Below are 24498 nucleotides of genomic sequence, written 5' to 3' on the forward strand. Positions count from 1 at the left end.
TCACAACTTCCCATTAAATATAAAGTAAAATGGGAACCATATACATAATCATTTCTGGAGTAGTAGGACTACTTCTAGGCTTTTTGCTCAGCAAAATAGCCCAAAAAAGTCTACTCAGTAAATTAGAGAAAGAAGCGCAAGATAAAGCCGCTTTGATCATTAGAGAGGCAAATATAAATGCCGAAAACACCAAAAAGGATAAGATGCTCGAGGCAAAAGAGCATTTCTTGAAAAAGAAATCTGACTTTGAAGATGAAGTAAGTCAACGTAAAGGACAACTTGCTTCAAACGAAAATAAGCTAAAACAAAGAGAGCAAAACTTATCAAAAGAAATTGAGCAGTTTAAAAGAAAAGAGCATGAAACTCAGAAACTTCAGGAAAATCTTAATGCTCAACTTGATGTAATTGCCAAAAGAAAAGAGGAATTAGAAAAAGTAAGAGAGCAGCAAATTAATATACTAGAAAAGGCTGCTAATTTAACTGCAGACGAAGCCAGAGAGCAATTAATAGAAACGCTTAAAGATGAAGCTGAAACAAAAGCATCTTCTTTAATCAAAGATATAATGGAAGAGGCTAAACTTTCAGCTACCAAAGAAGCTAAGAAAATTGTAATCTCTACCATTCAAAGAACCGCTACTGAGCATGCAGTAGAAAACTGTGTATCGATCTTCAATATTGAAAGTGATGATATTAAAGGTAAAATCATTGGTAGAGAGGGTAGAAATATTCGAGCACTTGAAGCTGCTACCGGAGTAGAAATCATTGTAGACGATACTCCTGAAGCCATTATCATATCAGGTTTCGATCCTGTAAGAAGAGAGATTGCTAGATTATCATTACATAGATTGGTTCAAGATGGAAGAATCCACCCAGCTAGAATTGAGGAGATCGTAAATAAGACTACCAAAAACATAGATGAGGAGATCGTTGAGATCGGAGAAAGAACTGTGATAGATTTAGGAATCCACGGCTTACATCCTGAATTAATTAAAATGGTGGGGAGATTAAGATTCAGATCTTCTTATGGACAAAACTTATTGCAACACTCAAGAGAGGTAGCAAATATGTGTGCTACTATGGCTTCTGAACTTGGTTTAAATCCGAAGCTAGCAAAACGAGCTGGTCTGTTGCACGATATAGGAAAAGTTTGGCCAGAAGAGCCAGAGCAACCACATGCTATCTTAGGGATGGAGTTCGCGAAGAAATTTAAAGAACACCCAGATGTATTAAATGCAATTGGTGCTCACCACGATGAAATTGAAATGACTTCCCTAATCTCTCCTATCGTACAGGCTTGTGACGCTATTTCAGGCGCAAGACCAGGCGCTAGAAGAGAAATCATGGATAGTTACATCAAAAGATTGAAAGAGCTTGAAGAGCTTGCTTTAAACTTTGATGGAGTTAATAAATGTTATGCGATTCAGGCCGGTCGTGAATTACGTGTGATGGTAGATGCTGAAAATGTATCAGATCAAAAAGCAGGTCAGCTTTCATTTGATATCTCACAAAAAATTGAGAAAGACATGCAGTACCCTGGTCAGATTAAAGTTACTGTAATTAGAGAAATGAGATCTGTTTCATATGCTAAATAATAAGATATCAACTTTTAACTTAGAGCCCTTTTCAGACATGAGAAGGGCTTTTTTCGTTTTTTGTCAGGATCATTCACTTTGAATAGTTAAATTATCTCATAATTTCCAGATGTAAAAACTATCAAAACCTATTTTTAAAGATGAAAAAGCTACTACCAGTTCTCTTTCCTATTCTCATACTGTTTATTCTATCCTGTGAAAACAAAAGTGCAGACCAAAATGAACTTACTTTTAAAGAAAAAAAAGATGTTGTAATTACAGGAAGGATATTCCCCTTTGAGGAAGGCAAGACTTCTTTAAAGTTCGCGGTAGATCGTATTGGTGCAGAGCAAGAAGCAATGGTCACTGACATTGACGAGCAGGGCTACTTTGAATTAAGCTTTAAAACTGCGATACCCACTGATTTTTGGGTGAGCTACAATTCCAATTTTTCCTTAGTAGCTTTCCCAGGTGATAGCTTGAATATCAGGTGGGATGGAACAAAGTCAGGCAGACCTGCCATACTAGAAACTGTGAAAGTGTATAGCAAACATTCCGATATTAATGTGGGTGTAATAAACTATCAAAAAGAATATTTCTCCAGTAAAAATTATTCAACTTTATTTCATGAAAATGAGGAAGCTTATAAGAAATTAAACTCAAAAGAATATCGGCTTTTTGTAGACAGTCTGCATAGGGAAAATCTAACTCAGCTAAAGAAAGTGTTCCCGAAAACAGATGAGAGCGACCCTGCACTTAATTGGGCGAAACTGAGGATATTGGAAACTTACTTTCATAACCTAGCCTTTTATCCAATGAAACATGCTAATGCTAAGGGAATAAAAATGAGAGAAGTTGAACTTGATGACGACTTCTATTCCTTTTGGGATTCTCTGCCAAAAATCAATCAAAATAATATGTCCAGTGCACATGCTATTTCTGGAATGTCGAATAAGTATCTTTTTAATAGAGTTGGTCAATCAGTATTTAAAGAAATTGACAAGTTGAAAAAGACAAAGGACAGCACAAAGCTTAATGATGAAATATTTTCTAAGCTTTATGTAGAGGAAATAACTGACAATGCCCCAGACGAATTTTGGAAACAAGTATTGCTTTCAGAATTTCTACATTCCAAACTAGATGCTTTCCAGTTTACTGTATATGAAAATAATCAAAAGCAAATTGATGATAATTTACAATTGACTTTCTTGAAAGAACCAGTAAATACAAAATATAAAAAGCTAAAAAACGAATCCGAAAACCCAGTTAATTTTTCACGGCTAAATGAATTTGAGGAAGATGATGTAATTGCTTCTATATCCAAAAAATTTAAAAATAAAACGGTTTATATAGACATTTGGGCTACCTGGTGTGGCCCCTGTAGATCTGAATTCAAATATTCTAATGAATTAAAAGATCAACTGAAAAATGAAGAGGTTGTCTTTGTGTATGTCTGCGCTGAATCAGATAAAGAAGCTTGGAAAACTGCTACCAAGCATTTCAACTTGGACGGAGAGCATTATTTCTTAGAAAATGATCAATTAAGAGTTTTAAAAGAAAAATATGAGGTATCTGGCTACCCTACCTATATGATTATTAAAAATAATGGTGAATTAATGCGCAATGTGCAATTTAGGCCCAGCAACGAAAAAACTGTTGAATTCCTCAAACAAATATCAAATACAGATTTAATTTAATACTACTTCTTCAAATATTATAACAATTAAAAGATCCTTCTTTCCTTACTTATATTTTAGGGATCTGAAGACATAGCTATCAATCCATAAAAACATGGATAAATTTATTACTGCCAAAAGCAGCTAAATAACCTTAAAAAGAAAGAACGGCATTTGATTATGATGGATTCTAAGCATGAAATATTGAAGGTTGAGAAAAAAACATTTCTGTTGAAGAAATGGTAGCAGTAATAGAAGATGGAGCGCAATATCTAACGACACAAGATGATTTAATTTAATCACAAATTAAATCATCATTTTACCTTTTTAGTTAAACGAATAATAAATTCTAATCACAAAATTTCATAAAGATTAATAATACCTACCCTATTTTCATGACTTAGGTCATGAAAAACCATGATAATTAAACTAAAGTGCTTAATATCTGATACTTAACTATACATAATGATTTAATAATCGTAATTTAAGTATAGAAAATAGTCATCAGAAGTAGATGTTGTTGAACTTTAAAAGGTAGAAATCATGGAACTCAAGAAAAATCCAAAATATGATATATACCGATTGAAAAATGTATTTTTCAATTTGGGACTAGTCGTTTCTATATCTGCCGTATTTGTCGTATTTCAGTTTAAAACATATGATAATGAAGGTATAGTTGACTTAGGAAACGTAACAGAATTAACACATGAGGTGATCGATATACCTCCTACTACACAACCTCCTCCACCACCACCTAAAATTCAGTTGCCTGAAATTATAGAAGTGGCTAATGAGGAAATATTGTTGGAGGATATAGAACTGAATATTGATATAGAAATGAATCAAGAAACTAAAATTCAGGAAGTAGAATTTAGTGACGATTTTGGAAACGATGAAGAAGAAGAGGAAGTTGATAAAATATTCATGATTGTTGAAGAAGAGGCTGAACCCGAAGGCGGTATTAAATCATTCTACAATTATGTGGCAGGAGAATTAGCGGATCATTATCCTCCTACAGCTGTAAGAATGGGGATACAAGGGGTTGTTTACATTCAATTCGTAATCGAAAAAAATGGGACCATCACCCAAGTTGAAGCTGTAAAAGGTATAGGAGGTGGCTGTGATGAATTAGCGGTTCATGTACTCGAGAATTCACCTAAATGGAAACCTGGTAAACAAAGAGGAGTCCCTGTCAGATCAAGAAAAGTAATACCTATTAGATTTATGCTGAAAGATTCTTAAGTGAAATCTAAATTCAGACAGTTTAAAAGAGTTTGGTAAAATATCAAACTCTTTTTTTTAATACCTTTCTCTTCTTATCTAATCAATAGTATTTCTCCATCTACATTGGAATAAAATAGATAGTCAATAATATTTATTTCATCTTAAAGTCAATTAATAATCTACTTCATTAGTTTAAGAGTTATATCAAGAAATGAACTATATTAATATAAATACCTTGAAAAAATAACTTAACTTCCCCTACTATTATAATCAATTGTAAAACACCTATGAACAGACCAATATTTAATTCTGTATCTTTATTATTTACCTTAATCATCCTAATTTCAAGCTGTTCTCAACAGGAAAACACTACTGCTACGGAAAATTCTGGAAATCTCGTGAATCCCCAAGATTGGCCGAGCATCACACCTATACCATTGGATCCAGAAATTGAAGCGCAAATAGATTCAATATTACCAAAACTGACACTGGAACAAAAAGTAGGTCAAGTAATTCAGGCCGACAATGGATCCGTCACCCCAGAAGAAGTAAAGCAATATCGACTGGGCTCTGTACTTAGTGGGGGCAATTCTGCTCCTGGCCCATTACCTTATGCAGATACAAAAAGTTGGCTAGAAATGGCAGACAAATATTATTATGCCTCCATTGATCCAGAAGGTGTTGAAATTGCAATCCCTACTATATGGGGAATAGATGCAGTGCATGGGCATGCTAATCTCAAAGGAGCTATCGTATTTCCTCACAATGTAGGACTTGGTGCTATGAATAATCCTGACCTAATAGAGAAAATTGCTGCCATTACTGCTCAAGAACTTACTGTATCCGGCCATGATTGGACCTTTGCTCCAACTTTAGCAGTACCTCAAGACCTTCGCTGGGGTAGAAGTTATGAAGGATTTTCTGAAAATCCGGAAATCGTAAAGTCTTATGCAGACCGAATCGTTTATGGATTACAAGGTCACATTGGTCAAGATGATTTTATGGGAGAAGGCCGCGTCATTTCCAGTGCGAAACACTTTTTGGCTGACGGTGCTACAGAAAAAGGAGTAGATCAAGGGGATGCCCAAATCAGTGAAAAAGAGCTCATCAACGTTCATGCTGCAGGTTATTATAGTGCTATACCGGCAGGTGTACAAACGGTAATGGCTTCTTTCTCAAGCTGGCAGGGAAGAAAACTACATGGTGACAAAGAATTTTTAACCGATATTTTAAAAGGACGACTTGGTTTTAATGGTTTCGTAGTGGGCGACTGGAATGGTCATGGCCAGGTGCCCGGATGTAACAATACCGATTGTGCACAATCTCTGAATGCAGGTCTGGATATGTATATGGCTCCCGACAGTTGGAAAGGTGTTTACGAAAGCACCTTAAAACACGTTAAGGAGGGAACAATACCTATGTCTCGTTTAGATGATGCGGTACGTAGAATTCTAAGAGTAAAAATTGCCTCAGGTATATTTACGAAAGGCGCACCTAGCACTCGAAAGAATGCAGGGGATGAAAGTCTTTTAGGACTTCCCCAAAACAGAGCTATTGCACGCCAGGCGGTTAGAGAATCAATGGTTTTACTTAAAAATAATAATAGCACTTTGCCCATTGATCCTACAAAAACCATTTTGGTAATAGGTGATGGTGCAGAAAGTATTTCAAAAGCATCTGGTGGCTGGACATTATCGTGGCAAGGCACAGGTCATACTAATGATGAGTTCCCCAATGGTGAATCCATATTAGATGGTATTAAAGAAGCAGTTAATGGTGCCGGAGGCAAGGTGATTTTTTCAGAAAGTGGAGATACAACTATTGATGCCGATCTTGTAATCGCTATTTATGGAGAAGATCCATATGCCGAATTTCAAGGTGATAAAGAAAATCTGGACTTTGTGCCAAATAATTTTGATGTTAGTAAATTGGCTGAATTTCAAAGCAAAGATATGCCTGTTGTATCTGTGTTTTTATCAGGCCGTCCTCTTTGGTGTAATCCTGAAATAAATCAATCAGATGCTTTTATTGCAGCATGGTTGCCAGGAAGCGAAGGTGGTGGTGTTTCAGACTTGTTATTTCAAAGAGATTCATCCTTTGATTTTACTGGCCGTTTACCTTTTTCTTGGCCTTCAAGCGCTGTAGTAACAGAAGATGCTGAACCTTTATTCAAATTAGGCTATGGTCTTACTTATAATACTACAAAGGTTATTGATCAACTTTCAGAAGACTCAGGCTTAGAAAATACTGAAGTAAAATCAACAGGAGAATTTTTCAGCAAAGGTATTGCAGTTGCGCCTTGGGGGCTTTGGTTTAAATCAGGAGATTTAGCTAAGCAAATCGCCAGTTTCCCTACGTCTTTTGGCGGCTTGATTATTAGCAAAACTGACCATATGGCGCAAGAAGATGCTTTAAAAATAAAATGGACAAATTCTAGCCAAGAGCAAATCCGAATATCTACTGCTCAGCCAAGTGATATGGCTCGACAAGCAAATGGTGCAATGGAGCTTACTTTTTCTGCAAAATCATTTACTGAGGGCAAAGCTCTTGTTCAAATTGCTATGTGTGATTCAAATAATTCTTGTGATAAAACTCTGGAGATTAATATTGAAGCTGGAGATTGGCAAGAATATCGAATAAGCCTAAGTTGCTTTGAAAATCTTGGTGTCGACATGACTAAAATAAGCTCTGCTTTCATGATTACAGCTGAAGAAGGTATTGACATTGGGCTTAGCAACATTCGCTTAGAATCTGATCTTGATGCAAAGCCTGGCTGTGACGGTAAGTAAATTTTATTCCGCCTAAGAGTTGGAGGCTGCATTTTAGAAAACACTTATAGAATGAGTTTAAAGAAGCCATCTAGAATAAAGAAGCTTATTTATACAGTACTTTTTTTTGTTGCTTTGACGGGAAAGGCTCAAAACCCTTTCCATTTTAGGCTCGGAAGTGACGAACTCGCGGGTATAGATGTTTATGGCATCAATCAAACACCCGATGGTGTCTATTGGTTTACTACCAATAGAGGATTGTTTAGTTTTGATGGATATGCATTTAAGAATTACCAAAGTCCTTTACAGTTAAGTGCCTCTCTTTTCAATCCGAAAATAGATTATGATGGTAATATATACTGTAATAATCTCAATGGACAAATCTTTAGCGTAAAGAATGATTCTTTAGAGTTATTTCATAGTAACCCTTCTATAGGAAAATATCCAAATTACAACTTCCTTACTGACAACTCCCTATATATCAGGGGATATCAACAATACAGATTAGTAAATAATAAAGAATTAGATAAAAAATACATCTTAACCAATTCAAATACCACAGTGGCAATTACAAAAGATTGCAACAACAACCTCTTGACCCATATTGGTACTGATTCTCTCTTTCGTATCAACTCTCATGCAACCGAAGAATTCAAATTAATAGGCCTTGAAATGACAGATAGAGAAGCACTTTCATTCTTTTGCCACAAAAATGAATTAATTGCTGTTAGTACGGAGGGACAATTATTTAGTGCTAAGCAAATCTCTCCTAGTGAAATAGAATTGAGTAAAATATTTAAACCTGAGGGGAATATTAGTAGAGTTTATAAAACCTCTAACAACGTATGGTTTGCAGACAGAATTCTCGGGGTTAGTTATTACAATATTGAAAGTTCCACCTTGAAATCTATCTTCCTAAAGCAATTCATTTCTTATGTATTTGAAGACACTGATGGTAATATCTTGCTTGGCACCTTTGGTGATGGTATTATAGTTATTCCAAAGGTAAACATCGAAAATGACCTTCTACCAAATATTGATATTACTCATTTCTCTATTGGTAAGAATGGTGAACTTTTTTCAGCAGATAAAGAAGGTAATGTCTACATTTCGAAGGGAGATAAAACCCGTAAAATTTTCAAATCCAGATCTTCTAGAATTGAATTATTAGAGTACTACCCTCTTACCGATAAACTCTACATAGAAGCAGAAAAATTTATAGAATACAATGCTGCAAAAAATGAAACTATGAAGTACAACTTTGGGTCAACCAAATCGATTTATCCAATTGATAAAAACAAAATACTCCTTTATAGCACATTTGGTATTATTCTAAAAGAAGATTCAATTTACTCTATTTTAAACACTGATATTGAAAGAGGAAATTCTCTTGCGTACAAAGACAGTCTTACACTTTATGTTGGCAGTCAAAGAGGACTTAAAGATATTAACTTAGAGACAGGTATTTCAAGGGATATCAAGTATGAACAAAAGAATATAGTAGCGAAAAAATTAGCTTTCTTGGATACAACGCTGCTCGTTGCTAGCTCGAAAGATGGAATATTAAAACTAAATGGTGGGACTTTAAACAACTTCATTGATAAGGGATCTGGATTATTATCACGTAATATCAATCAAATGAAGACCTACAATGATACCATTTATGTTGCTACTTCAAAAGGCCTTCAAGTGTTTAATCCATTAGGCAAACTAATTGGCAGCGTAGGTATTTCTGACGGGCTTTCCAGCACCCATATCAAGAATTTTCATCTTCATAAAAAACAACTCTACCTACTACATTCTGAAGGAATTCAAAAAATCGCTCTCAAGGATATCTTTATCAATGAAAAAAACAAACTAAGCATTAAAAATATTGACATAATAGTCGATAATGAATACGCAGATTATCAAGAAATATTCAGTCTACCCTCTTCAACAAATCAATTAGCATTCAAAATATATGCACCTTCTTTAGCAAAGAGCGATGATCTGAGCTATGATTACAAACTATCCGGTATTGATGATGATTGGAAAAATCAATCATATAATGAAAACATCATTGAATATAAACGATTACCACCAGGTAAATATGAATTTGAAGTAATTTTAAGACTGAAAGGTGTAAAACAAGATGTAAGACCGATTGGCTTTATCATAGAAAAGCCCTATTGGCAAACAATTTGGTTTATTTCATTATCAATTTGTCTAATTGTGACCATCTCGTATTTATTCTTCAGGTTTAGAATTAGACGATTAGCGGAAAAAGCTCTCCAATTGAAGGAATTAAACGAGGCCAAACTTCAGGCTTTACAATCCCAACTTGACCCTCATTTTGTATTCAATGCCCTTAATTGTCTTCAAAATATGGTACTTGATGGAAACGTGATCAAAACCAATGATTACTTAGTTAAATTTGCTAATTTAATGAGAACAGTTCTTGAACACTCTAGAAAGAAATTCATCCTTTTAAAACAAGAAATAGATGTAGTTAAAACCTATCTAGAACTTCAGGAGATCTACTATAAAAACAGTTTTTCTTATCAAATAAACATTGACCCTAACATAGATCAAGAGACCTTTATGTTACCTCCAATGCTTATACAACCTTTTTTGGAGAATGCACTTGAACATGGTATACTTGGAAATGCCGGATTAATAACGCTAGATTTTGAGCTTCGGAAGGATTTCATAAACATAAAGATAACCGATAATGGTGTGGGATTATCAGAAGCCAAAAAAAGAAAAAATGAGGAGCACAAATCTATTGGTACTGATATTATTAGAGAAAGAATAAGTAACTACAATGAAAAATATTTAACCAACTTAAAACTTTTAATTTATGAATTAAAAGATGATAATGAGAGAGTTATTGGAACGAGAGTTGAGTTAAACATACCCTATGAAATAGCTTTTTGATAAAAAGATAGTCACCAATATGCGCACAGTTATAATTGACGATAATGAACCTACTCGTAAGAAGATAAAAACATTGCTTAGTTTATATACTCCTGAAATAGATATTATTGGAGAAGCTGATGGTGTTGAAACTGGATTTAAATGTATTAATAATACTAAACCAGAACTTGTACTGTTGGATATTGAAATGGGTGATGGAACAGGATTTGACCTACTTAACTTATATAAGAATCCGGAATTTGTAGTTGTATTTATAACAGCTCATGATGGTTACGCAATAAGAGCATTTCAGAGTAGCGCTATAGGTTACATATTAAAACCTATTGATTCATCAAACTTAATTGATACAATAAACAAGGCAAAAGAACAAAGCACACTGCTCAACAATGAATTAACAATTCAAACTCTACTAAAAAACACGAAATCTAACAATAAACTTGAAAAACTAATATTGTCTGATACTGAAAACTTCTACTTGATAGACATTTCAGATGTTATTAGATGTGAATCAGAGAGCAACTACACACGTTTTCACCTAGTAGATAATCAAAGAATACTGATTGCTAAAACAATGAAATCTTATGAAGAAATTCTTGAAGCAAATGGATTCTTCAGAGTACATAGATCTCATCTAATTAATCTGAACTATTTTACCCGACTTGATAAGAAAGATGGTGGAACAATTTTTCTCAAAGATGGTAGTGATGTTCCACTAGCTACTAGACGTAAGAATCTTTTAATTGAGGCTTTAAGTAAGCTTTAGTTAATTTTTGAAGCCATTAAATAAAAATCTTATAGTGTTGGAATCAATATATTTGGTACATATTAAAACTATCCTCTAGAATCATTAAGATTAATAAAAATCAGTATTTATCTTCTTTATCTCATCACTTCTCAAAACACTAACTCGAGATAAACTAACACTAAATCAATAAACTCTAGCGCTTACTAGATAGCTAAAATATAGCGAAAAGTCCTTCATAGTTTTGTTTTGTGAATGCAGACTAAAGCTTGAATTCTATCATTAATTACAGCCTATTATAAGAAATACTTCTCATAAGTATTAGGAAAGAGGGTAAACACCTACCAGCTTCATCTTATTTAGGACAATCCATTAATGCACTGATAATTAAGCTAAAGCCAGCTTATTTTAACAAACAATTTAAATTATGAAAACAAACTCAAGGCTAAACTTGCTTCTTTTTCTAATCTCGATCTTGATATTTACTAATTGTAAAAGAGATGAGGAGGGTATAGATGTTATCATCACTATTAGTGACACATCTCTAAGTATAGATGAAAACAGTAATGAAGATGTCATAATTGGTTCTATAAATGCCAGCACCTCTTTTGGTGAAATTATCTTTTCAGTAGACTCTCAGTCTCCTGAAGGCGCTATCGAGATTAATCCAGCCACGGGAGAAATTAATATAGCTGATGCCAGCATTTTCGATTTTGAAAACCATCAAACCATAACTGCAACTGTTTCGGCTGCTGTAGAAGATGAGTCAGAATCAGCTAATCTTATAATTACTATCAATGACATGCCAGAAACAGTCACCACTTCAAGCTTCATAATAGATTTAGATGAGAATCCTGATGCTAATATAAGTATCGGGACGGTTTCGGCTATAACTGATGGCAACGTTGATTTGGTGTATAATCTTTTACCGGACTTAAATGGCAATGCCTTAGCTATAGATGAAAATACAGGTGAGCTATCTGTTGCAAAACCTAGTGATTTTGACTACGAAATAAATCCAATACTAATGGCTTATTACCAAGCTGAAAATGGAGTGGTGACTGCAAAGGATACCATTATTATAAATCTAAAAGATATAACCGAAACAATTAATCTAGCTCCATTTTCTACGACCATTAATGAAAACCCAAGTACTGATCAAGTACTTGGCACTGTTACTGCATCATCAGATGCTGGGGCCACACTTACTTACTCAATTTTGAGTAGTGAAGATGCAACAGCCTTTAATATCAATAATACTACAGGTGAACTCAGTGTAGCTGACCCTATTCAGTTTGACTTTGAGACAAAACCAAAATTAACAGCCAGTTATGAAGTGAGTAATGGGACTGTAAGAGCACAAAGTACCATAACAGTAAATTTGAATGATGTAGCTGAAGCCATTACAGCCTCTCCTTTTACAGCTACTATAGATGAAAACCCTGCAGCTAACCAAGTGTTGGGATCAGTTAATGCCACTTCTTCGGATGGAACTAGCTTAACTTATTCCTTAGTAGCAGATGGAGACGCTTCAGCATTTGCGATAAACACTAGTTCTGGAGAATTAACTGTAGCCGATATAGCCAAATTTGACTTTGAAACCAATCCTACATTAACTACCATCTACGAGGCTACTAATGGAACTACAACAGCACAAGGTAGTATTACTATAACTTTGAATGATTTAGCAGAGGGAGTAACTGCTAATGCATTTACAGTGACTATAGATGAAAATCCTGCTGCTAATCAGGTGTTGGGAAAAGTAAGTGCCACTACTGCAGATGGTACTAGTTTAACATATTCCTTAGTAGCAGACGGAGACGCTTCGGCATTTGCTATAAACGCTAGTTCTGGGGAATTGACTGTAGCCGATGTGGCTCAGTTTGACTTTGAAACTAACCCAATACTTACGGCCACCTATGAGGTGAGTAACGGAACTGAAAGTGCACAAGGTAGCATAGCAGTTAATTTGAATGATGTTAATGAAACAATAACAGCTAATGATTTTACAGTTACCATAGATGAAAATCCTACAGCAAGTCAAGTAATAGGTATTGTTTCTGCTTCTTCTGCCAATAATGCTACGCTAACATATTCCATGGTTAGTGGAGATGATGCTACTGCATTTGCGATTGATGCTAATTCTGGTGAACTAACTGTTGATGATGTAGCTCAGTTTGACTATGAAAGTAAAACGAGTTTAACAGCCAACTATGAAGTGAGTAATGGTACAACATCAGCACAAGCTAGTATTACTGTTAATCTGAATGATGTATTCGAAACTATCATTGCAAACCCCTTTGAGGTTACCATAGATGAAAATCCTACTAATAATCAAGTACTTGGCGTCTTGAGTGCCACTGCAGATGGGGCTCCCACATTTACCTATCAACTCCTTGGTAATTCACCTTTTAGTTTAGACCCCAATACAGGAGAACTAAGTGTGGCAAATAGCTCAAAGTTTGACTACGAATTAAATACTGTTTTATCAGCTACATATTCTGTTAGCGGTACTGCAAGCAATGGTTCTTTAGGTGCCACTGGTACTATAACCGTAAACCTTAATGATGTTTTTGAAGCTGCTCCAGGTTCAATTCCATTCATAACCACTTGGCAGACTTTAACCTCCAATGAAACAATTATTATCCCCACAAATCCGAATTATGGAACTCCTGTTTACAATTATACCGTAGACTGGGGAGATGGAACAATTGAGAGTGGTCTAAATTTTAATCCTACCCATACCTATGCATTGCCAGGAACTTATACTGTTAGTATTACAGGAAAATTTGCTGCTATACACATAAGTAATGCTGCAATAAAAAGCCGTTTACTATCCATTGAACAATGGGGTAATATAGAGTGGAGGTCAATGGAGAACGCTTTTTGGGGCTGTCAGAATCTTTCCTATAATGCCACAGATACTCCCGACCTATTTCGTGTAAGGAATATGAATTATATGTTTGCTAGCAGCTCATTTAATGGCGATATAAGTAATTGGGATGTTTCTCTAGTTACTAGTATGGAAGGAATGTTCACTTTTAATACTGCTTTTAATCAAGATATATCTTCTTGGGATGTAAGTAGCGTAACTAGTATGAGATTTATGCTTGATGGTGCTAATGCTTTTGATCAAAACCTTGGAAATTGGAATCTTTCTAGTGTAACAGATATGTCCAGAATGCTCTATAATACCAATATTTCTATCTCAAATTATGATGCTATTCTGAATGGCTGGGCCAATGGAGCTAATACGCCATCTAATATCACGCTTGGAGCTGATGGACTTACCTATTCTCCCACTGGAGCAGTTGGAAGAGACAAATTGATTAACCAGTTCAATTGGGTTTTCGATGGTGATTCGCCCCAATAAATAATTCAAATAACAACTTATTTAACAGAAGGCAGCAGGCGCTGCCTTCTGTTTACACTATAACATTCATATTATTATCTATTTAAATTTTTATAAAAATGAATTATTTACGTTTATCAATGATCACTTTAATTACCATATTTTCTTTTCAATTACGAGGAATTGCACAAGAAATTCTTAGCCAAAGTGAAGAGATAAGAAACATGAAAATTGGGGAGTATAATGTGTATCGTGTCATTCTTCAAGAGAATGGAAGCGCCACTTTTGAAAGCTTTGACTATGTGGATGCAATCACCGAAAAGAAACCAGAAAAAAACTTTCCTAATGAACACTTTCAAGTATTGGGAAAACTACAAAACTCAAGTGCTTCATTCTTACCCGATAACTGGGCATTTCCTGCCACCTACATACAGAAAGGATATGAAGGCAATAAGCAGATGCAAGAAGACTTTGGCTATATTCCTCAGAAGATCCATAAAAATGATAATCATGAAGAAAGAGTAGTGTATTTAAATGGATGGATTTTTAATCTATCTGATTGGAAAAATAAAGATGATTATACCCTTTGGACTATTTCCATTCCAAAATTATCGAATGAGGAAAGAGAAGCACTGAAAGAAAAGCAAAAAGCAGAAGAGAATATAAATGACAAAAAGAAAAAAGGCTTGAAAGGTAAACTTCTAGCTTTACAAGAAAGTGCAATGAGCCCAGAGTATCGAGCGCTACATAATGCAAATGCACTGAAGATGCTACAAGATTATTTAGATGCTGCTTTTGCCAAGCAAGAAAAAGAATATGCTGCTTGGATTAAAAATCCGGGGAATGCGAAGTTTGTAGAAAATGTAGAGTTAATCAGAGAAACCATGATTAAATTCTATAAAAAGGATAAAGAGGAATATTACAATTCTGAAGAATACAGGCGTATAAAGGCGAATAATGAAGCAGCAGACCAAGCAAGAGCAAATAGTACAGTAACTCTTAAAAATGAATCGGGTGGAACTATCTGTGTGACCACCGGAGGAAGCTCAAAAACCATTGGGCCAGGCGGTTCTTCCTCTTTCCAATGTAGTAAAGACATATACTATGGGCAGATGAATGGAAATACTTGTAGTACTACAAAAGGGAGTCTAATTGTGAGTGCCAACCAAAGTTGTGGAGATACAATTACAGTACAATAATCACGCTAAAATAATTTCTCTTAATACTTCTGTGTGTTGTTAATACAAATTCTTTTACAATGAACTTCTCTAAAAAAGACAAAATTGAAATATTTGAAAATGCGATAAGCTGGGTTGTAGTTATGGCCATGTTCATTTACGGTGGGGGGAAAATGGTGCAATTTGTGGATGCTGTTGATCCTAGCAAAACGGTAGCCGAGATGACTGGCATGGAATTGATGTGGGCCTTTTACAGCTATTCAAAGTCATTTGTAATTACTTTAGGAATTTTTGAAGTAATAGGAGGAGTTTTGATTCTGATTAAAAGAACTAGATTACTAGGTTGCTTATTTATAACCGCTATTCTTTTTAATGTCATTCTTCAAGACATCTATTTCGGAGTTCACTTAGGAGCTTTAAAAGCTGCAATACTATATCAAATTTTGATATTGATTATTCTGTGGCTGAACAAAGAAAAAATAATCAAAAGTATAAAGATTTTAATGACCTCTGAACAAAGAGCGACTCAAACTAAGAGGAAAGTTTTTACAAAGTTGCTATTGGCGTTCGGAATCTTTGTTGTCGTAAGAGTTTTTGAATACTACATCACTATCCCTTAAAAAAATCAGAAATAGATACTCAAAACTCTCAAGCATTTGAGCCCTAAAAGCTTTACTATGAAATCAATAATCGCAAAATTCACAGATAATAAATATTCGATAGTTTTACTCTTTTTTTTGTGGAGTAAGTATATTTTTTATACAAAATTTGGATTGCATTATTTTGATTATAACCAAGGGGATAGTGAATTTTTAGCAAAACTAGTATATTCAATAAACCCACTGCAATTAGACTTATTCATTCTATTATGTTTATTTATTCAAAAAAGGATCTTCTACTTTATAGGTATTGTTCTTTGTTTAGTACAGATTGTTCTCTCCGACTCTGTTAGCATTCAACATCATATTGCTTCATGCTGTATATTCATCTGGATATTTGTTAATCAGCTTAACCTCAAGAAGCCTCAACTACTTTTTGGACGAATTATAGGTAGTTTTATTTTAGCGGGAGCTCTTTTTACAAATTTAACGCCCGACTTGTTTAGTACAGAGCACAAATCGGAGTTTCTAAACGTCATCAGTGAGTTTGTAAATATACCGTACTTAAATCTAATTGTTAAAACTACTGTTGTAGTTTTATCTTTCACATTTTTACTCTTGGGGTTAAGTGCTTCATTACCAATAGCAACTGCATTTGGCATAGTAGTTTCGATATCATTTGGAATATTCGATGTTTTAGGACCAATAATAGGACTCATGCTGACTTTAGTAATCTTGAAATTTCATAAGACTACTATTCTCACAGTATATTTTGACCAAAATTGTGGTATCTGCATGAAAGTTTACAAAATCTTCGAAACACTTAATTCGAGCTATTTAAAGCTATCCTTATTACAGGAAGCTAATAATGAGATTAATCAAGAGATGGCCTACACTTACATAGCCTCAAAAAGTATGGAAAAATCTTATTACGGCTATGATACTTACCATGAAATTCTTTCTAGAATTCCTGTTTTTTCATTACTGTACCCGATCATGAAGCTGGAACTAGTATCAAAAATAGGGCGGAGTATTTATCGGAAAGTAGCAAATAGTCGTACATGTAAAATTTCTTAAAATATACTGTTGCAACTCTTAAGTTGGCTTTTATTACGAACAAACAAATGAACATTATTAAATTTATAAGAAATCCAAAAGAAAAAATTGAGAAAGACCAATCAATCTTTCAAATGATATTGGAATTCATTGTGCTTTTCTTTTTATGTATAGGTTTAGGAGCCATTGCATTGTTTTTAACAGAACTACTAAGGAATTCGGGACTCATTCCACAATATGTTAGAGAATATGACGAAACGACAAAGGCTATAAGAAGCAATATTTTATTTGTTGCAATTCTTTTTCCGATCATGGAGGAATTAGCCTTTAGACTTTACTTACTTCGAAGTAATTTAAATATTTTTATCTCTAGTTTATTTATAACACATATGATTTCTTCGGCATTTATTTTTCAAACATCTTCCTTTTCGTTGGAGGAATATGGAGTGCTGAGAACTGTAATTAGTTTTTCTACTGCCTTCTTGGTCTTGCTTATTTATAGAAGCAAAACAATTTCATTAGGATTTAAGTCACTGTATTTTGCCTCAGCATTTTTTTTTGGACTAGTTCATATCTATAATTACGATTATACAAATTTTCAAATATTTATATTCGCTATCCTTATTTGTACACCTCAAATTATTGGAGGTTTTATCTTTGGATATACAAGGATAAAATATGGTATAGTTGGAGCTATAATTTTACACGGATTAGTAAATGGAGTACCACAAATGATTTTATAACAAAATGCCAACAATAATATGTGCTATAGTGCATAGCGGGTTCAGTAAGATTTTGGAGCTTTATCATTCGCCCGTATTTCGGTGCTATTTTGAAAGTTAAATCTCAAGTAATCCGCTACGACACCAAACACCAACCGTTATTAACCCTTTTATCTAAGTCAATTCTTTAATTTTATTAATAAATATATAGTTAGTATTATTTCAATTTTTCTCTTTAGCTGTTCCTTCGGCAATGCGCAGAGCCCTATCCTAAGGCCTGATTTCATTAATGTAATAGGTGATTCTTCACAAATAGATTTAATTTGGAATGAATTAAATTCTTTTTTCTCAGAATTAGAAAAAGGAGATATAAATGAAAGTATGCTTGTTAGCAAAAATAAAAAACTTACTATTGCTACCCTTAATCAACTGGTCAATTGGGAGAATAAAAAAAACGGAATATCCCAAAAACAGCTAATGAATTTAAAACCGACCGCAGCTAATGAATATTTAATTACAATAGGTTATGTATCTACTTTTTCATAATACACATATAAATAAATACATAGTAGATCTTAAAGCCATTTTTAAAGAAGGCAGAGTGCTTTTCTCTATTCCTTTACAATACTACACCCGTTATTGGAAGAAGGAGCAAGTGGGCAATATAACCTATTACTTTAGGGATAAGTTAAATAAAGAAAATGCTCAACTATTTGTTATTAAAAATAGAATAATAGCAGAAAAATTTGGGCTTCAGCCTGAGGACTTTGAGTTTTACCTCACTGATAATTACCAGGAGATTTTACAACTCAGAGGTTTTCGGTATTCAGTTAATGCAAATGGAGATTACATGGATGGTTATGGGGTGGTAGACAATACTATTTTTGCAGTTGGGGGTAATGAAGACTTTTCGCATGATTTAGTTCATTATTATTCCAAGAAGGTGAATAATAACAGAAATTGGTTAGCTGAGGAAGGTACTGCTTACCTTTGGGGAAATGCCTATTATAATCAGGGAAATGGGCATACAATAAGTATGGATCAACTTCACAAAGAATTTACTATTTACATGAAAAACAATCCTGATAAGGATATACAAAAGTTATTTATTGAAGATGAAAATATTATGAATCATATATCACCTTATATATCAATACGATCTTTCATAAGTTCCATTATAATAGATACTATCGAACAAAAACATGGCAAAAATGGTGTTTTACAATTAATAAACTCTGGAAACAGTCAACCGCTGAATAATTTTCTGACCATTACAAATGAGCTAATCGATTTCAATAAAGAAAATTTTGAATCCGAGATAAGAAAATACCTGCAACTGGAGGATTAGCAGCTTTAGAAGCTAAGCAGTATTCTCAATTGACTTAGCAACATTCGCTTAGAATCTGATCTTGATGCAAAGCCTGGCTGTGACGGTAATTAGAACTTATTCTTTGTGTAACATATTTTTGTATTTAAGTAAAATAGGTGGTAATTCTCCTAATTAAAAACAAGGGAAATGGTCGAGAATATACATTTGACCAATAAAAGATATACCCATTCGCTTCTTTAAAAAGATAATCTGATTTGGAATTTAGAAAGAGTTTGAATAGTCATCAAACTCTTTTTTATGCTTCTTTGGTATATCATTTTGATTTAGCAATTTCATTTAAAAGCTTATTTAATATTTCATTTTTATATTCTGATTTATACCCACTAAAGTATTTTTTCATTTCTCCTTCCGAATTAAAAATAATGAAGAAAGGATATGATTTTAAACCCATACTTTTCAATAAGCGATTATTCGCATCTACGTATATTTTGGATTTGTCAGTTATGTGTTTATAGTTCAATATGGAATCTAATGCTAATGACTTTGATGAATTAGACTGATATAAATAAATGTGATGAAAGCTATTATATGAACCTAAATCATCCTCCATTTCCTTAATAGAGGCAATACATGGTTTACACGTTTCATTCCAGGTTTCAATTAACACTGGCTTCCTTTGAGTATCTATATGGACAGTATCTTTCAGATAATTTATAAATTCATATTCTAACAACAAATCAGGTTTCCTGATGTAATCATATTCTTTACTGAAATTTAAAAAGCTTGGTTCTTCCTCCTTTAATTCATCCTTAAAAATAAAAGCTATTATGATAAAAAGTATAAAAATATGGCTGCGCAATAATTTTAATTCCCCAAATAATAGAAGAATGATAAACATGAAATAAATCCAAGTAATTGGAAAAAGTATCAATTCATCAATGGGCCGGATTATAATAGTTGCTACCATATAGAATGTAGGACCTATCAATAATACCCCTTTATTAATCATTTGCTTATATTTCAAAAATAGAATTATATATGCTGTAAATAAAAAGGTGAGCAATCTTGTAAAATCATTGGCAATATCAATCTGCAATAAGCCTAATCCCCATAATGGAATAAGAAGCAATGAATAGAATACTTGAAGTAATTTAGATTTAAAGTTTGGATTCAATTGTAATGGATTTAATGGCTAATAAATACTATTAATAAGTTTCAATAATTATACCATATTCGAAAATCACAAGGGTCAAATACAAAAATCCATTATCAAATAGCTTTTGAAATTCTTATCAACGATTATGCACTCTCTTAAAATAATTCAAATCTTAAAGCTTTATTTTGAGCATAAAAAAACCCTGATAGTTTTCGCTATCAGGGTTTAATTTCTGCAGAGGCGGAGGGATTCGAACCCCCGGTACCTCGCGGTACATTGGTTTTCAAGACCAACGCAATCGACCACTCTGCCACGCCTCTAAATAATAAGAATGATTCGTTTTGTGCGAATCGGACTGCAAATGTATGCGAAAATATTTTTTGTGCAAACGTATTTTTAAAAAATATTTTCAACAATCAATTTTATTCTCTTTTGCCTTGTCCAAAGTCACATTTACCTCTAGTCCAATTATTAAAAATAAGGATAAAAACGAAAACCAAATCATGATCGCAATAAGGGCTCCAATAGACCCATATAATTTATTATAGGTTCCGAAATTATTAATGTAAAACGAAAAGCCAAAGGAGGCTGCTAAACACAAAAAAGTAGCGAAAATAGAACCCGGATTAAAAAAATGCCATCTCTTATGAATGGCAGGTGCCCAATAATAAATCACCGAAATAGCAATTTGGAATAAGAAAAAGATAACTAAAAACCGTAAACCTATAAATATGTAAACTTCTAAGTTGTCATTTATTATGCCAAAATCTTCGAGAAAAAAGATGACCTGTTGTGCTACGATTAATAAAAGAATAGAAGCTACAAGTACAAAGGCTAATAGGAAAGTCAGGCCAATAGCGATGGCTTTTGCTTTGATAAACCCTCTACTATCCTTTGTTCGATAAGTCTGATTAAAGGCAGTCATCAGTGCACTTGTTCCGTTCGTAGCAAAATACAATGCAAAAATAAAACCTACAGAAAGTAAGTCTCCTCTCGACTTTGACAAAATGTCAATGATGGTTGATTGAGCAACTTCGTAAACAGATGCCGGCATGGTTTCTTCTAACAAGCCCATGACCTCCATCTGTAAATTATCTATCGGCAAATAAGGGATAAGTGTGAATAAAAATATTATCGCAGGAAAAATGGCCAGAGTAAATTGAAAGGCGACATTATTGGCTCTTTCTATCAAATTATGATCCCCTAACTCATTCAAAAATATCTTGACAAGAGTAAAATAGGAAACACCACTCCTTTTCAAACGCTTTCTTTTTAAGAAATGAATTAAATTCCTTAAAAAGCCAATAGACATTATGATTCTTAAATATTTAAACTTCATTTAAAATAGGGATTCATAATTTTAGCTAAAATTTCAGGCATTTTACAAGGTTTCCCTGTATTTCTATCTACAAACACTAAAACTGTATATCCTTTATGAATTAACTTCTCTTCTTTATAAAGTTCATATTCATATCTGATTCGGGTATCAGGTAATTTAGGGATTGATAATTTAATAGTCAATTCATCATCATATCGAGCAGGTCTTAAATATTTCGAATAATTTTCTAACACAGGCATTATCACACCTTCCTCCTCAATTTCTCGGTAAGTTAAACCAAGGCTACGAATAGATTCAGCCCTGGCTACCTCAAAATAAGTAGCGTAATTACCATAATAAACATAACCCATTTGGTCCGTTTCCGCATAGCGGACTCTCATTTTATGCTCAAATTGATACATAATTATCTATAAATATTTGAACGATTCAATGCGTTTTGATAAGCTCTGGCATTAATATTATGCTGCCTTAAATTAGTGGCAAAAGTATGATATCCAGAAAAGTCAGGCTTAGCACAGAAATAAAGATAATTATGATCATCGGGATTCAAAACTGCATCAATTGATTCTATTTCAGGTAAATTAATTGGCCCTGGTGGTAAACCTCTGTATTTATACAAATTGTAGGGAGAATCTACCTCTTTATGAACATTTAGCACTCTTTTAATAGTAAAATCACCCACTGCAAATACTAAAGCAGGATCTGCCTGAAGTGCCATATTTCGCTCCAGTCTATTTAAATATACTTCAGCAATTTTTGGTCTTTCATCTGACTGAACACTCTCTGCCTGAACGATAGAAGCTAAAGCACTTACCTCTAAAGGCGTTAGACCTAATTTTTCTGCTTTTTGTTTTCTTTCATCTGTCCAGAATCTTTGATATTCGGCATACATTTTATCAAATAAAGCTTGCTCTGAAATAGTATAATACACTTCATAAGTATTAGGAATGAACATACTCATGATGTTTTGCTGATTAAAACCATATGCAGTAATCAATGAATCATTATTCAATAACTTCAGAAACTGAGCTGAATCTGCCTGAAGATTATCTGTAATTTTGCCTGCTAAATCCGGTTTTAATCTAACATTATTAAAAGTAGTAGAGGTAGGAACCTGATTACCTGCCCTAAGCATTCTTACTGCTTGAAGATTGGTCATATCCTTTTTCATCAAATACAAACCCGGCTTCATATTCTCTTGGTATTCCAGAATTTTAGCCACAAAACTAAAGGACAACATATCATTTACAATTCCTCTATCATACACCATATCCTGCAAATCCTTGAAATCCATATCCTCTTCTATCAAAATAATTTCATCTCCCTTTTCCACTAAAATATTTTCAGAGAAGAACACTTGATAGAAGTAAAAGACAAAGGATGTTAGTAAGATAGAAAACACTACTACAAAACCTATTAAAAATTTATTTCTATTCATACACTTATTGATTTCTACATTTTAAAATGCAAATTTAGAAATTTTGTTTGGGCTAGAACTATCTTAATTCACTTCAAATTGATTATAATTGTATATGGCTGCAGAATTTATAAAATTATTTGAAGAAAATCCTGATCCTAGGAAAATCAAGCACATAGTTGAGCGATTAAAAGATGGTGCCGTTGTCATCTACCCTACTGATACTATTTACGGATTAGGCTGTGATTTAACCAATAGAAAAGCCATTGATAAACTATGCTGGGTAAAAGGAATAAAGCCAGGGAAGATTAATTTGTCTTTTATATGTGAAGATATGAGCCATATCTCTGATTATGTAAAAAACCTGTCTACTCCTACCTTCAAAATCATGAAGAAAAATTTACCGGGCCCTTTAACATTTATTTTACCTGCAAACAGTAATGTTCCTAAAATCGTAAATGCGAATAAAAAAACGGTTGGGATAAGAATCCCTAACAATAATATTCCTATTGAAATAGTGAAAAGTTTAGGAAACCCCTTGATTTCGACCTCAATTCGTGAAGATGATGACATAGTGGAATACCCAACTGATCCTGAAAAGATTTATGAGAATTTTAAAAATCTTGTGGATATCGTGATTGATGGTGGTTATGGTAAAAATATCCCATCTACCGTTATTGACTGCACTGTTGAGCCAGCAGAAATTATCCGTGAAGGACTAGGAGAGGTTCAATAATCCTATTTCTCAACTCTTTATTTTTCAAATCAACTTGGAAAATCACATATTCATGGAAAACTCCATATTAATAGACTTACAATACCTTCCTTCTATTGCTTTTTTTTCTGCTATTGAAGGTCAAAATGAATTAATTCTTGAAGCAGAGGAATATTTTGAAAAGCAAACCTACAGAAATAGGTGTCATTTATTATCCTCACAGCAAATTGAAGTATTGACTGTTCCACTATTTGGCGCGAATAAAAAAATTAAAAGCAAGGATATTAAAATAGATAATTCTCAATCTTGGAATAAAAAACACTGGAGAACCATTCAAACCTGCTATGGTAAATCTCCTTTTTTCGAATTTTTTGCTGAAGAATTTAAATCCATCTATGAGAAGAAATATAATTTGTTATGGGATTTAAATTTTGATTTACTGACAATCTGTCTCAAAATCACAAATCAACCTATAAAAATTACCGAATCAGTCAGCTATAAAAAAAGTGTTTCAGGAAACGTTATAGACGCCAGATCGTTAATACATCCTAAAAAAGCCAATTTTTTAAACAAATTTTATAAGTCCATTCCCTATGGCCAAAGTTTTGGCAATGAATTTGAGTCAAATTTAAGTGTATTGGACTTGATCATGAATGAAGGACCAAACACAAAAACTGTTATTAAACAGTCAAAAATTAAATAAATTAAACCTTAAGTTTTTTATTTAGTTTTTATAA

At 33.5% G+C, this 24498-nt stretch carries 19 protein-coding genes and 1 tRNA gene; 14 read left to right on the top strand and 6 right to left on the bottom strand.

What is annotated here, in order from left to right; all coding sequences use genetic code 11:
* Window positions 1-29 precede the first annotated feature (29 nt).
* The 9 genes from rny to QYS48_RS04370 all read left to right on the top strand — a co-directional run bounded on the left by rny (window position 30) and on the right by QYS48_RS04370 (window position 16047).
* Entirely contained in the window at window positions 30-1592 is a 1563-nt protein-coding gene (gene rny, locus QYS48_RS04330; protein WP_308357667.1) for a ribonuclease Y, read from the top strand.
* Window positions 1593-1732: 140 nt separating this feature from the next.
* Window positions 1733-3268: a TlpA family protein disulfide reductase gene (locus tag QYS48_RS04335; protein ID WP_308357668.1), complete on the top strand. Its 1536-nt coding sequence runs from the start codon at window positions 1733-1735 to the stop codon at window positions 3266-3268.
* Between the two features lie 522 nt (window positions 3269-3790).
* Window positions 3791-4489 (top strand): energy transducer TonB, encoded by a 699-nt coding sequence (locus QYS48_RS04340; RefSeq protein ID WP_308357669.1) that lies wholly within the window; start codon window positions 3791-3793, stop codon window positions 4487-4489.
* Between the two features lie 269 nt (window positions 4490-4758).
* On the top strand, window positions 4759-7260 hold the full coding sequence (locus tag QYS48_RS04345) for a glycoside hydrolase family 3 N-terminal domain-containing protein (protein WP_308357670.1): 2502 nt from the start codon (window positions 4759-4761) through the stop codon (window positions 7258-7260).
* A gap of 51 nt (window positions 7261-7311) precedes the next feature.
* Window positions 7312-10155, top strand: a complete 2844-nt coding sequence (locus tag QYS48_RS04350) for a histidine kinase (protein ID WP_308357671.1) — start codon at window positions 7312-7314, stop codon at window positions 10153-10155.
* A 19-nt stretch (window positions 10156-10174) separates the two neighbouring features.
* Entirely contained in the window at window positions 10175-10918 is a 744-nt protein-coding gene (locus QYS48_RS04355) for a LytTR family DNA-binding domain-containing protein (RefSeq protein ID WP_308357672.1), read from the top strand.
* A gap of 406 nt (window positions 10919-11324) precedes the next feature.
* On the top strand, window positions 11325-14270 hold the full coding sequence (locus QYS48_RS04360) for a cadherin domain-containing protein (protein WP_308357673.1): 2946 nt from the start codon (window positions 11325-11327) through the stop codon (window positions 14268-14270).
* A gap of 98 nt (window positions 14271-14368) precedes the next feature.
* The gene (locus QYS48_RS04365; RefSeq protein WP_308357674.1) at window positions 14369-15448 is read left to right on the top strand and encodes a hypothetical protein; all 1080 of its coding nucleotides are present in this window, start codon (window positions 14369-14371) and stop codon (window positions 15446-15448) included.
* Window positions 15449-15507: 59 nt separating this feature from the next.
* On the top strand, window positions 15508-16047 hold the full coding sequence (locus tag QYS48_RS04370) for a hypothetical protein (protein WP_308357675.1): 540 nt from the start codon (window positions 15508-15510) through the stop codon (window positions 16045-16047).
* A gap of 404 nt (window positions 16048-16451) precedes the next feature.
* On the opposite strand, the gene QYS48_RS04375 is transcribed toward QYS48_RS04370, so the two are convergent.
* Entirely contained in the window at window positions 16452-16745 is a 294-nt protein-coding gene (locus tag QYS48_RS04375; RefSeq protein WP_302127770.1) for a hypothetical protein, read from the bottom strand.
* Between QYS48_RS04375 and QYS48_RS04380 the strand changes: the two genes are divergently transcribed.
* The 3 genes from QYS48_RS04380 to QYS48_RS04390 all read left to right on the top strand — a co-directional run bounded on the left by QYS48_RS04380 (window position 16744) and on the right by QYS48_RS04390 (window position 19152).
* Entirely contained in the window at window positions 16744-17103 is a 360-nt protein-coding gene (locus QYS48_RS04380; RefSeq protein WP_308358423.1) for a DCC1-like thiol-disulfide oxidoreductase family protein, read from the top strand. The two genes, QYS48_RS04375 and QYS48_RS04380, sit on opposite strands and share 2 nt — an antisense overlap.
* Window positions 17104-17150: 47 nt before the next feature.
* Window positions 17151-17825, top strand: a complete 675-nt coding sequence (locus tag QYS48_RS04385) for a CPBP family glutamic-type intramembrane protease (RefSeq protein ID WP_308357676.1) — start codon at window positions 17151-17153, stop codon at window positions 17823-17825.
* A 505-nt stretch (window positions 17826-18330) separates the two neighbouring features.
* Window positions 18331-19152: a hypothetical protein gene (locus QYS48_RS04390; protein WP_308357677.1), complete on the top strand. Its 822-nt coding sequence runs from the start codon at window positions 18331-18333 to the stop codon at window positions 19150-19152.
* A gap of 295 nt (window positions 19153-19447) precedes the next feature.
* Here the strand turns inward: QYS48_RS04390 and QYS48_RS04395 are convergent, their stop codons facing one another.
* The 5 genes from QYS48_RS04395 to mltG form a co-directional block, all read right to left on the bottom strand.
* Entirely contained in the window at window positions 19448-20308 is an 861-nt protein-coding gene (locus QYS48_RS04395) for a hypothetical protein (RefSeq protein ID WP_308357678.1), read from the bottom strand.
* A 217-nt stretch (window positions 20309-20525) separates the two neighbouring features.
* Window positions 20526-20610, bottom strand: a tRNA-Ser gene (locus tag QYS48_RS04400).
* Window positions 20611-20699: 89 nt separating this feature from the next.
* Window positions 20700-21629, bottom strand: a complete 930-nt coding sequence (locus QYS48_RS04405) for a YihY/virulence factor BrkB family protein (RefSeq protein WP_308357679.1) — start codon at window positions 21627-21629, stop codon at window positions 20700-20702.
* Window positions 21626-22030 (bottom strand): thioesterase family protein, encoded by a 405-nt coding sequence (locus tag QYS48_RS04410; RefSeq protein WP_308357680.1) that lies wholly within the window; start codon window positions 22028-22030, stop codon window positions 21626-21628. Before QYS48_RS04410 ends, QYS48_RS04405 begins: the two co-directional genes overlap by 4 nt.
* Window positions 22031-22032: 2 nt before the next feature.
* Complete coding sequence (gene mltG, locus QYS48_RS04415) at window positions 22033-23067, bottom strand: endolytic transglycosylase MltG (RefSeq protein WP_308357681.1); 1035 nt, start codon at window positions 23065-23067, stop codon at window positions 22033-22035.
* Window positions 23068-23161: 94 nt separating this feature from the next.
* On the opposite strand from mltG, the gene QYS48_RS04420 reads away from it, so the two are divergent.
* A complete protein-coding gene (locus tag QYS48_RS04420) occupies window positions 23162-23782 on the top strand; it encodes an L-threonylcarbamoyladenylate synthase (protein ID WP_308357682.1) in 621 nt (206 codons plus the stop codon).
* 52 nt (window positions 23783-23834) lie between these two features.
* Window positions 23835-24464: a WbqC family protein gene (locus QYS48_RS04425; protein WP_302127776.1), complete on the top strand. Its 630-nt coding sequence runs from the start codon at window positions 23835-23837 to the stop codon at window positions 24462-24464.
* The last annotated feature ends 34 nt before the right edge of the window (window positions 24465-24498 follow it).

This window comes from Marivirga arenosa (genome assembly GCF_030503895.2).
Lineage (GTDB): Bacteria > Bacteroidota > Bacteroidia > Cytophagales > Cyclobacteriaceae > Marivirga > Marivirga arenosa.